The 12027-nt window shown below is 49.6% G+C and carries 7 protein-coding genes; 4 read left to right on the forward strand and 3 right to left on the reverse strand.

Translation table 11 applies throughout. The features are described 5' to 3' along the window. The first annotated feature begins 34 nt into the window (after nucleotides 1–34). Nucleotides 35–529: a fasciclin domain-containing protein gene (locus tag ACXIT9_RS06825; protein ID WP_458055476.1), complete on the forward strand. Its 495-nt coding sequence runs from the start codon at nucleotides 35–37 to the stop codon at nucleotides 527–529. Between the two features lie 48 nt (nucleotides 530–577). Then, a complete protein-coding gene (locus ACXIT9_RS06830) occupies nucleotides 578–4216 on the forward strand; it encodes a response regulator (protein WP_458055477.1) in 3639 nt (1212 codons plus the stop codon). A gap of 3 nt (nucleotides 4217–4219) precedes the next feature. Here the strand turns inward: ACXIT9_RS06830 and ACXIT9_RS06835 are convergent, their stop codons facing one another. Then, a complete protein-coding gene (locus ACXIT9_RS06835; protein WP_458055478.1) occupies nucleotides 4220–6019 on the reverse strand; it encodes a sodium:solute symporter family protein in 1800 nt (599 codons plus the stop codon). Nucleotides 6020–6130: 111 nt separating this feature from the next. Here ACXIT9_RS06835 and ACXIT9_RS06840 point away from each other — a divergent pair, with 111 nt between their 5' ends. Further along, the gene (locus ACXIT9_RS06840) at nucleotides 6131–7177 is read left to right on the forward strand and encodes a phosphotransferase enzyme family protein (protein ID WP_458055479.1); all 1047 of its coding nucleotides are present in this window, start codon (nucleotides 6131–6133) and stop codon (nucleotides 7175–7177) included. Nucleotides 7178–7246: 69 nt separating this feature from the next. On the opposite strand, the gene ACXIT9_RS06845 is transcribed toward ACXIT9_RS06840, so the two are convergent. Both ACXIT9_RS06845 and ACXIT9_RS06850 read right to left on the reverse strand, forming a co-directional pair. Next, nucleotides 7247–9295, reverse strand: coding sequence for a cytochrome c biogenesis protein CcdA (locus ACXIT9_RS06845; protein WP_458055480.1), 2049 nt, complete (start codon nucleotides 9293–9295; stop codon nucleotides 7247–7249). 140 nt (nucleotides 9296–9435) lie between these two features. Beyond that, nucleotides 9436–10821: a dipeptidase gene (locus ACXIT9_RS06850; RefSeq protein ID WP_458055481.1), complete on the reverse strand. Its 1386-nt coding sequence runs from the start codon at nucleotides 10819–10821 to the stop codon at nucleotides 9436–9438. Between the two features lie 99 nt (nucleotides 10822–10920). Here ACXIT9_RS06850 and ACXIT9_RS06855 point away from each other — a divergent pair, with 99 nt between their 5' ends. Beyond that, entirely contained in the window at nucleotides 10921–11895 is a 975-nt protein-coding gene (locus ACXIT9_RS06855; protein WP_458055482.1) for an NADPH:quinone oxidoreductase family protein, read from the forward strand. Nucleotides 11896–12027: the final 132 nt, after the last annotated feature.

Below are 12027 nucleotides of genomic sequence, written 5' to 3' on the forward strand. Positions count from 1 at the left end.
TATTCTCTTATCTTTAGGGTTAAATTGACGATTCATGAAAAGGGCTTGGTTACTACTTTTGGGGCTGATCGTATTTTGGGCTTGTGATGCCTTTGAGGAATTGCCCGTAGGGCAAGAAAAAACAGTATGGGAAACCTTACAAGAGCGGGAAGACGCACGTCTTTTCGTATCTGTACTAGAGCGATTAGAAATAGTCGATACCCTTCAGATAGTTTCACCCATAACGGTTTTCGTACCTGATCCGCAGGCCTTGCAGCTATGGGCGAATGGGGCACTACCTGCAGATGCGGATAGCGAGCAGCTCGCTCTGGCGCGTAACAGGATGCTGTATCATATCGTTTTTAACCGCCGCATTTTAGGAGACATACAAGAGGAAACACTACCTACACTTTTTGAACCGAATGTCATCACGGTTACCCTACAGTCCGGTAGGCGGGTACTGAATGAGCAAGCTGCTGTAATCGAGGGCAATGTAGATGCGCGAAATGGAATTATACACTTTATTGATGGCTTTTTAAATCCGTTGTAAGCAAGAAATACTTTTATTGTGTATCTTGGCCTTGTTTATTTTCTGCTTATGAACCACTTAGCTACAGAACTCGAATCATTTTTTAAACAGAATACAGATGCGGTCGATATTATGATCCATTCCATCTCCGATGGTGTCTGGTATTGGAATACAGAGAACCCCGAGGAGATATACCTTTCTGACGAGCTATGGGCTGCACTGGGATTTTCTTTGGCCGAGGCCAAAGCTCCGGATTTTAGGTGGCAACAGCAAGTGGCTGAACAATCATTCGAAGAGGCGCTGGCTTTGCTGGAGCAGATGCAGGATAATCCCAAAAAGCTGTTTGACTTAGATGTTTGCTTTTTTCATAAAGAAGGGCATGCCGTCTGGTTTAACTGTAAAGGTCGTTATCTGTTAGATGCGGCTGGGCAGCCAAAGTCACGAATGATCGGCTTCTTGAGTGAAATAAATGAGTTGAAGGAGCAAGAGCTAAAGGTTTCGCTACTCCAGAACCTCATCAATCAATCTTCTGATGGTCTACAGGTGGCACGTACGAACGGGGCTATTTTTTACTTGAATCGGGTGGCGCAAGAGCGCTTAGGGATTCATGATTTCCAGCCTGAAGACTTATTCGTATGGGATTTTGAAGAAATCTTTAGAAAAGAAGGTGCGTGGCAGCTGCATATCGAGGAGCTTAGACATGCAGGCGTTTTACTGATAGAAGGTGTAAATTATAATCAAAAGACGGGTTCTTCTTTTCCCGTAGAAGTGACTGTACAGCTGGCTACCATTAACAACGAGGAGTTTGTTATCGCGAATTCTCGGGATATATCAGAGCGGGTTCGCACCACAAGAGCGATTAAGAAACAGCGGGATCTGCTAAATGATGCCCAGAAAATCGCGAATATGGGTGCTTGGGAGGTAAATTTGAAAACTGGAGAAATCGTTTGGACCGATGAGTTATATTCGATTTTCGAGCGGTCTATAGAAAAAGGTCCTTTAGAAGTAGAAGAGACACTAGCGCGTTATGGAGAAGATGCCGCCAGAGAAATAAAAGTCATCATTCAGGAGGTAAGCGATAAACCGGGAGTATATAAAAATTTCACCACTAGTTTTCGGACACTTTCAGGTGAAATGCGCTGGATACGCATCTCCTTTCGCTCTACACGCGATGGAGCAGATCATCGCTTGTTCGGACTAGTGCAAGATGTCACAAAGGAACAGCGTGCCACCGATGAAAACAAGCGACATGCAGCGCTCCAGCGCTTGTTATTAAAAATATCAGGGGAGTATATTAACTTAGACTTGGAGGAAATGCCGGCGATTATCAACCGGTCACTCGGAGAACTTGCGTCTTTCGTTCAAGCAGACCGCGCCTATATTTTTTCTTACGATTTCGAAAAAAATGTGAGTCATAATACCTATGAGTGGTGTGCGCCCGGAGTTAGCCCCGAGATCGAAAATTTACAAGATATTCCTTTAGACCTTGTGGCCCACTGGGTGGAACACCATTTAGAGGGAGAAATCTTTCAAGTTGAAAATGTCCAAGACCTGGAAGAAGGGGAGCTAAAAGAAATTCTTCTTCCGCAGGGAATTCAGACGCTTATCACTTTTCCGCTGTTACAAGATGAAACACTAAAGGGCTTTGTAGGCTTCGATTGGGTCCATGAATTACATCCCATGAACGAACTGGACACCAATTTACTACAGGTGTTTGCCGAGCTTCTTGTAAACGTGCAGCGTCGTGCCGACTTAGAAGCTAATTTAGTGCAGGCGAAGCAGGAGGCAGAGCAAGCGAATCGCTCCAAATCCGAATTTTTAGCCAATATGAGTCATGAAATACGAACGCCACTAAACGGCGTAATCGGCTTCACGGATTTATTAGTGAATACAGAGCTAAATGCGGAGCAACTTCAATACGTGCAAAGTGCTAACAGTTCGGCACATTCTCTCCTAGGCATCATCAATGACATTTTAGATCTATCTAAGATCGAGGCAGGGAAATTAGAGCTGGAAGAGGTGGAAACGGATCTTCTTTTCCTCGCTGAGGAGACGGCCGACATCGTCAAGTATAACACTGCCAAAAAGAATATAGAGTTCCTGCTAAATGTGGCGGTAGACATGCCTCATTTTCTAGAAATAGACCCTATCCGGTTAAAGCAAATTCTGGTGAACTTGCTAAGTAACGCGATTAAATTTACAGCACAGGGAGAGGTAGAATTAGCTATTTCTTTCGAAGAGAAAGCGGATGGCCTAGGCGCCTTTACCTTTAAGGTGCGCGATACGGGAATCGGCATTTCGGAGGCCCAGCGGGAAAAGTTGTTTAAGAGCTTTTCTCAAGCAGATACCTCGACCACGCGAAAGTTTGGAGGGACAGGCTTAGGCTTGGTTATTTCTCAGATGCTGGCGCAAAAAATGGGCACACAAATTCAATTTGACTCCGAAGAGGGTAAAGGTTCTACGTTCTACTTTACGGTGGAGCGTCCGATTTTGGCGACCAAGCAAGCGACAAAGGAACCCTCTTTTTCTGATTTAGAAAAAATTCTGATTGTGGATGATAACTTTAACAATCAGGTGATTTTAGAACAGATGCTGGCGCACTGGAATATCCAAACCCAGTCGGTGGATAATGGTATCGCTGCCCTAACACTTTTAAGTAAAGAGGTGCACTTTGATATCTTGATTATCGATTATCACATGCCGTTTATGGATGGGATAAAAACAATAGAAGAAATTCACCGCCTTTTTAAAAATCAGGGGCGAACCATCCCCAAAATCATTTTATACAGCTCAGCCGATGATCATAAGGTAAATAAAGGACCGGGTGGAAGCTTATTTGATGTGAAGCTCATCAAACCTGCAAAGGTCAGTGAGCTCTTCCATGCGCTGAAGTCGCTTAGTGAAACTACCGATGAAGTGCTACCGGGACAAAATCCAAAAGGAGAAACACACTTGGCTTCTGGTGAAGATACACGTATTCTGATCGCGGAAGATGTTTCGCTGAATATGTTACTGATCAAAACACTCCTGAAAAACCACCTGCCAGGAGTGCAAATTATAGAAGCTGAAAATGGGCAAGTAGCCGTTGACTTATTTTTAAAAGTACAGCCCGACCTGGTTTTCATGGACATTCAGATGCCGGAATTAGACGGGTATGAAGCGACACGTGAAATCCGACGGCAGGAGAAGGAGGCCTCTTTACTGCCGACTCCGATCATCGCCCTGACGGCTGGAGCTATCCGAGGGGAGCGCGAACGCTGCCTGGCGGCGGGCATGAATGAGTTTCTGACTAAACCGATCGATAAGCGGCGCTTATTAGAAACACTGGGGCGTCTGCTCAGTCATAAAGGCCCTACCGTGGTGAATTTCGACGAATCTCACATCGCGGAGGAAGGCCTGCTGGAGCTATTGGATGGGGATAAAGTGCTCCTAAAAGAGCTCTTATCCGAAGGCATACGTGAAATTTCGAATGTGCTGCCTGAGTTAGAAAAAGTTATCCAAAGTAACGACCGTGTGCGCACGAATCGCTATTTACACAAACTAAAGGGGATTGCGCTAAGCTTAAAATTCGGTCAGCTATCGGACCGTATAATCGAGATGGAAAGAATAGACTCCATGGAGGGCATTCACGAGCATTTCGACCCACTGAGAATGTATTTTGGTAAGCTACGTCAGGAAGTGGAAAATCGCTTGAAGACCCTCGAGTAGCGGCTAGGCAGGCATGTCGCTCTTACGGTCTTGTAGGATGAAGTAGCGAAGCAGTATGCCGAAAAAGCCGAAGAGGAGCAGACATAGGACCACTTTCAGGAGGTTGCCATAAAGTGCAAAGCCCGTTCCCAGCAGTAAACTGTAAATACATACCGTGCCCGTCAGCATGGCACCGATCTGATGCCCAAGCTGCCGGTTTCTTCCAGACACTTCTTTCCGTAATTCAGGTGACAGTACGGGTTTCCAGCCCCATGGCGCCGGCCGTGTGAGCGAGTAGAAGCGTTGAAGCACTTCTCGCGGTTCAGCTGGTGTAAGCCAGGTGACCAGTAACCAGCCCGAAGTCGTGATGAGGACACCGTACACCAGCTTTAGATACTCCTGCTCAGGAGGAATGGGGATCCATTGCCACCTAGGATTCAACTGCTCGAGGTAGATAGCCACCAAAAAGGAGATAACCATACCAGAAATTTCAGTGTAGGCATTTATACGCCACCAAAACCAGCGTAAAATAAAGATTAAGCCTGTCCCGGCACCGACTTGCAAGAGTAGTTGAAAGGCACCGAGCGCATCCTGCAGGAGCAAGGCTGTGCCTCCCGCCAAAAGCATAAGCCCTAGGGTAGTAAGCCTACCCGCCCGAACCATTTGGCCTTCTGAGGCCCCCGGGCGTAAAAAGCGCTGATAGACATCATACACAAAATAGCTGGCCCCCCAGTTGAGATGCGTCGATAGGGTACTCATCACCGCTGCGATTAAGGAGGCGAGTACCAAGCCGAGGAGGCCTGCCGGCAAAAAGGTGAGCATGGCTGAATAGGCCAAGTCATCCCCTAACTTATCGGCAGGAATATGAGGAAAGGCTGACTGCAGTGCCTCCATAGAGGGAAACACAATGAGTGAGGCTAAGGCGATGAGCATCCAAGGCCAAGGGCGTAAAGCATAGTGTGCTACGTTAAAAAGTAAGGTAGCTCCCAATGCATGTCCCTCACTTTTAGCGGCGAGCATACGCTGTGCGATGTATCCCCCGCCCCCCGGTTCGGCCCCGGGGTACCAAGTGGCCCACCACTGGATGGCGATAGGCATCAGAAATAAAGGAATGTATAGGTTCGGGTCATTGAAATCTGGAAAGAAGGACAGCTTCCCTGCTACTGCCTCGTGCTGAAAAAGCCCGTCCAGCCCCCCAACTTCCGGCATGCCCACGATATAATAAGCTGCGCCGATCGCTCCAGCGAGGGCTAAAAAAAACTGGAAAAAGTCCGTCAGCAATACCCCCTTTAAGCCGCCTAAAGCACTGTAGAAGACTGTTACTACTCCGATGAAGAGCAAGGTCTGCCAAGGGCTTATACCTAGCATAACTCCAAATATTTTAATGGCAGCCAAACAAACGGTCGCCATGATGATGGCATTAAAGAAAATACCTAAATAAACGGCCCGAAAGGCGCGTAAATAAGCAGCAGCCTTTCCTCCATAACGTAGCTCGTAAAAGGCAAGATCGGTCGCCACCTCCGAGCGTCTCCACAGCCGGGCATAAACAAAAACCGTCAACATACCCGTGAGTAAAAATGCCCACCATACCCAGTTGCCAGAAACGCCATGCTTGCGGACGATGTCCGTTACTAAATTAGGCGTGTCGGCTGAAAAGGTCGTCGCCACCATCGAAACGCCCAAAAGCCACCACGGCATGTCCCTGCCCGATAAAAAAAAGTCTCGCGCACTACGACCGGCCTTTCTGGCCGTCACTAAACCGATTCCAAGACTGAGTATAAAAAACAAGGCGATGATAAGCCAATCGAATAAACTAAGCTGCATGGGTTGCGCGAATAATAGAAAATGAACAGCTAAGGTAAAGATTTTTTGGTCGAGAATTTTTATGCCACCGATTTTTAGCCAAATTTGCCACGCTATCAGCCTCCTATCGCCATGCCCTCTTCGCTACCCCCCTCCCTGGATGCCCTTTTTCTCTCTGTCCCCGACTTTTATCCCCAGGTGCCTGCCGGGCTTCATCCGCAGCCGCTTCAGCAAGGCCACATTCACGATACCTGGCGGCTGGGTGATACCTTCATCCTCCAGCGCTTTAATGAATATGTCTTTCCGAATGCAGATATGGTGGCGGCTAATCACCGGCTTCTACGCCAGCACGAAAACGCCCACCCACTGCCCTTTTCCCTGGCCCTACCTTTTCCGAACCGCGAAGGAGCACTTTTTACGCGACAGGGTACAAGTCTTTATCGCATTAGCCCCTTTTTTAAAGGCCCCTGCCTGGAAAAAGTGAAAGATCCGGCACTCGCAGAAAATCTAGCGGCCGCTTTTGCGCGTTTTGCTGGACTGCTTGGACAGAAGCAGGAGGAAATCAAGCACTACCAAGAAGTCATCCCCGATTTTCATCATTTTGGCAAGCGTTTCCAGCATTTTTTAGCCTTACGAAAAAGCAGCCAGCGCCCACGGTCAGCCTTTGCTGTCCAGCTCATCGAGCAGTATGCCGCCCTCGCTCCTATGGAAAAGGACTATCTCCGCTACTGTGCCCACCTGCCGCAGCGCCTCACACATAATGATGCGAAAATCACGAATGTCATCCTCGACAAGCTGCAGCTACAGGTGCAGGCACTCCTCGATTTAGACACCGTCATGCCGGGATATGTCCTTTATGATTTTGGTGACCTGGTCCGAACCGTGGCCAGCACCGTACCAGAGGATAGCACGGACTGGGAGAGGGTCGGCATAGACGCCACTCGTTTTGACGCGCTTTTAAAGGGCTATAGACAGGGAGGCGCTGATTACCTGACAGCGGCAGAGCAAGATAGCCTTCTTTTTGGCGCACAGCTGCTTCCAGCCCTGATTGGCCTACGCTTTTTGAGTGACTGGCTGGAGGGTGATCGCTATTTTAAAGTAAAGGATCGGGAACATAATTTGCGCAGGGCGCAAAACCAATGGCTGCTCTATACTGCCATCCGGAGGTATTTGCACTAAATAAGTGGGAGATAAAAAAAGACCCCGACATTTCTGTCGAGGCCACTAAAGTAGGAGCCATAGGCTTTTTTACCTACGCGAAAACTCTTCTTTTGCTTCCTCTAAAAACTGGATAAAATTCGGGATGCTCGTATCATATCCCTTCGGACGAACGAGCAGTTCCTCATTTGTGTCTAACAAGACATAATAGGGCTGGGCATTGTTATTAAACCGCGTGATCTGAAAATCCGCGTTTTGCTTACCGATCGTCTGCTTCACCTTGCCGTCATAGTCGCTGGTGTACCACTCCGATTCTGGAAGCGTATAGCGCTCGTCGATGTAAAGGGCCACCACGATAAAATCCTCTTGCAAGCGGCGTAAAACCTGTGGATCGGACCAAACACGGGCCTCCATCTCGCGGCAGTTTACGCAGCCATGTCCTGTAAAGTCGATAAAAAGCGGTTTATTCTGTCTCTTGGCAGCCGCTAATGCTTGCTGATAGTCAAAATAGCCTTCGATTCCATGGGGTAGATGCAAGAAATCACTGTACTTCGGCACCTCGTCCAAGCTACTTTCTCCGCTGCTGCGGGCACCGCCTAAGCCTGCTTGTGTCAGGTTGAAATCATGCGTCGCCATGGGGGGAAGATAGCCGCTGAGGGCTTTGAGCGGAGCTCCCCAGAGGCCCGGAATCAGGTAAACGACGAACACAAAAGTTACGATCGCCAACATTAGGCGCGGTACGCTGAGGTACTCCAGCGGCGAATCATGCGGCAGGCGCAGTTTACCCAGTAGGTAAAGGCCCAGCAGGGCAAAGATGACGATCCAAATCGCCAAATAAATATCCCTGTCTAAAATGCCCCAGTGGTACACTTGATCTGCCACAGAGAGGAACTTGAAGGCCAGGGCTAGTTCTAAAAAGCCTAAAACTACTTTTACGGAGTTAAGCCAGCCCCCAGATTTAGGTAGGGAGTTTAACCACTCCGGGAAGATGGCGAAAAGTGCAAAGGGGATCGCAAAGGCCATGGAAAAGGCAAACATCCCTAATATCGGTTTCAGTAGGGCACCCCCTGCAGAGCTGATCAGGATGGAGCCCACGATCGGGCCGGTACAGGAAAAAGAGACTAAAACCAGCGTAAAGGCCATAAAAAAGATGCCCGCCAAGCCGCCCTTATCAGCTTTCGCATCGATTTTATTCACGAGGCCAGAGGGTAAGGTCAGCTCAAACATGCCCAAAAAGGCTGCCGCAAAGAAAAGGAATACCAAAAAGAAAAAGACATTTGGCACCCAATGGGTGGAGAGCCAGTTGGCGAACTCAGGGCCCTGAATCGCCGCCACTGCAGTTCCCGCTACAGTGTAAATACCGATAATGCTTAAGCCATAGATGAGGGCATTTCGAATACCCCCGGCCCGCGATTTCGCCCGGCCTGTGAAAAAGGTCACCGTCATCGGAATCATCGGAAATACACAGGGTGTTAGTAGCGCGGCCAAGCCGGCTAAGAAGGCGATCAGCATGAAGCCCAGCAGGTTCTCTTCCGCCTCGTCTGCATCTAAATCGATATAGCTGCGCTCTTCCGACGCTTCTGCTGCCGGCCTTTCTTCAGTGGACGGACTTGCTGCTCCCCCCTCAGCTTCCGGTGCTGTTCCGGCGCCTGCTGCACTGGAAAAGGTAAAGTTAAATTCTTCCTCGAACAGGATGCACTGCCCGGTGATATCGGAGCACATCTGGTACTCGACATACCCCTTTAGGGCTGCTGGAAGAGTCTCCACGGTAAATTCCTGCGTGAAGCGACCTTTTACAGCGAAGTAGCTCACCTCTCCTTCCCAGATCTCGTCGAACTTGCGACGGGGATTGTCCGGTACCAAGGCTTTGGCCTGCAGGCCAAAGGAATCGTCCAGCACCGTAGCCGTCAGGATAGGACCCACATCTTCGCTGAAGTCATTTGAGTAAATGTACCAGTCCTTCGGGATTGTCGCGAGCAGCTCTAGGGTCACCTGCTCGCCTACAGCGGGATTTTTTTCACTCACCGTGATCGTCCAGGTAGGAGGCTGCACCAGCTGGGCATGTCCAGGGCTGGCCAAAAGCAGCCAGATAGCTGCACTCAATAGCAGTAAGCGAAGGTATACGTGAGGTGTAGGCATAAGGATAAAAGGCTTATCACCGCGGTTCCTATGGGTGGGACCTAACGGAGTTGGAATAAAACAAGGATCAGCCTATGCAAGCTGGCGAGAGGCCACCGCATAGGCTGAAAATTGGGTTTAGGGGCTTTTCTGCACCGGGTTTAGCTTAGCTCTTTCCGGAAATGCTGGAAAAACTTCGCGATCGTCTCGATGCCGATCAAGTAGTTTTTTACACCATAGTGCTCATTCGGAGAGTGTATGGCGTCTGTGTCCAGACCAAAGCCTAACAAAATTGGGTCTAATCCAAGTTCCTTTTGGAACAAAGAAGTGATCGGAATGCTGCCACCCTCACGGGTAGGAATAGCAGTTTTGCCAAAGGTCTCCAGGATAGCCGCTTCTGCTGCGCGATAACCGGGAGAGTCTGTAGGCACCACAGCGGCCTGACCTCCATGGTGTGGCGTAACCTTCACACGCACCGAAGCAGGTGCAATCGCCTTAAAATGGTTTTCGAAAAGGGCTGCGATCTCCTTATGGTCCTGATTCGGCACCAGGCGCATGGAGATTTTTGCATATGCCTTGGAGGGCAGAACGGTCTTGGCACCTTCTCCTGTATAGCCTCCCCAGATGCCGTTAACGTCTAGGGTGGGACGGATGCCGACACGCTCGAGTGTGGTAAAACCTGCCTCGCCGTGTACATCCGCGATCGCTAATTTTTTCTTGTAATCTGCTAAATCGAAAGGAGCCGCATTCAGCGCCTCACGGTAGGCGTCAGAATAGTTTTCTACTTTATCATAAAAACCGGGAATCGTGATGCGATTGTGCTCATCTTGCAAAGAGGCGATCATCTGGCATAATATATTAATGGGATTAGCCACTGCACCGCCATAGGTACCGGAGTGCAAGTCCCGATTTGGTCCCGTAACTTCCACTTCCATGTAGGCGAGCCCTCTCAGGCCCACCGTAACAGAGGGATGTTCCAAGCTGATCATGCTGGTGTCTGAAATGAGAATGACGTCAGCATCTAATTTCTCCTTGTTCGCTTTCACGAAGAGATCTAAGTTCTCGGAACCTACTTCTTCCTCCCCTTCGATCATAAACTTGATGTTGCAGGCCAAGCTGTCCGTCTGCATCATGGCCTCGAAAGCCTTCACATGCATGTAAACCTGTCCCTTATCATCAGCTGACCCGCGCGCGAAAATCGCTCCTTCCGGGTGCAGGTCTGTTTTTTTTATCACAGGAGTGAAGGGCGGCGAATCCCAAAGCTCATAAGGGTCTGCCGGCTGCACATCGTAGTGGCCGTACACCAGCACGGTAGGAAGGGCAGGATCTATTATTTTCTCTCCATACACGATCGGGTAGCCCGCTGTGGGACACACTTCCACAGCATCTGCCCCCGCTAATAGGAGTTGTTCCTTCATAAATTCCGCTGCTGCTAAAACATCTCCCTTAAATTTCGGGTCCGCACTTACCGATGGGATTTTCAGCAGGTCGATAAGCTCCTGAATAAAGCGCTCTTGGTGCGTTTTAATGTATGTGGCTAATGACATATTTGGGTTTTTACATGAATTTGCCCAAAATTACGTTTTAATTAAAGAATAGCCTATTTATCCATCAAAATATATCCCTTACCTAAACCGAAAATCCCTATGTTAGCCCTTCGCTGTGAGGCCTATGGAGGCCCTGAGTCGCTTGTATTTCGTGAACTGCCTGAGCCCGTGCCGGGTGCCGGTGAGCTCCTGCTAGAGGTAAAGGCCTGTAGTCTAAATTTCCCCGACCTGCTTATGATCGCGGATAAATACCAGGTCAAGCCACCGCTACCTTTTTCACCTGGGGGGGAGCTGGCGGGTCGTATACGCGCCATAGGCACGGATGTAAAGGACTTCCAAGTGGGAGATCGTGTTTTAGCGCTTTCGGGCTGGGGAGGTCTCGCCGAGAGGGCCACCGTTCCCGCATCACGCTGCATCACACTTCCTGCTGGCCTCTCTGACGAGGTGGCGGCTTCTGCTCTCTATACACTGGGTACCTGTTACCATGCCCTGAAGGACCGAGCCGCCCTGCAGCCAAAAGAACGGCTCTTCGTGCTCGGTGCCGCAGGTGGCATCGGGATGGCAGCTATTCAGCTGGGCAAGTTGATGGGCGCAGAAGTGATCGCCGCCGTCGGCAATGCCGAAAAGGTGGAGGCCTGCTTGGAGGCTGGAGCTGACCATGCTTTCGTGTATGAGGCCGAGCGTGCGCGGGCGCAATTTAAAGAAGAGCTGGGCCCGAAGGGTGCAGAGGTGATCTTAGACCCCGTGGGGGGCGATTTTGCGGAGGCGGCTTTCCGCTGCATGGCCTGGAAGGGTCGGTACCTGGTCGTGGGTTTTGCCGCAGGCCGGATCCCCAGCCTTCCGTTTAACCTGCCTCTGCTGAAAGGCGCCGATCTGCTCGGAGTCTTCTGGGGACGCTTCACCCAAGAGGAGCCGCGGGTGCACCTCGAAAATACGCGGCAGCTGATGCAGTGGCTAGAGGAGGGGCGGCTGGCGCAAAGGATCCACAAGCGCTACTCCCTGCGAGAAGGCATTCAGGCACTGCAGGACCTGCAGGAGCGAAAGGTAGTAGGGAAGGCTATTATTCTCCCTTAAGAGGCAGTAAATCAATTTATTGTAGAATTTACATGAACGGTAAGCGCTTATTTTTTATGGAAAATGAGTCGCTTGTCGTTTTTTTATGCTGATGAGCGGGCATTTGATTTGTGGGAACCAAATAAAATTGGG

It is taken from the genome of Nitritalea sp. (assembly GCF_054166705.1).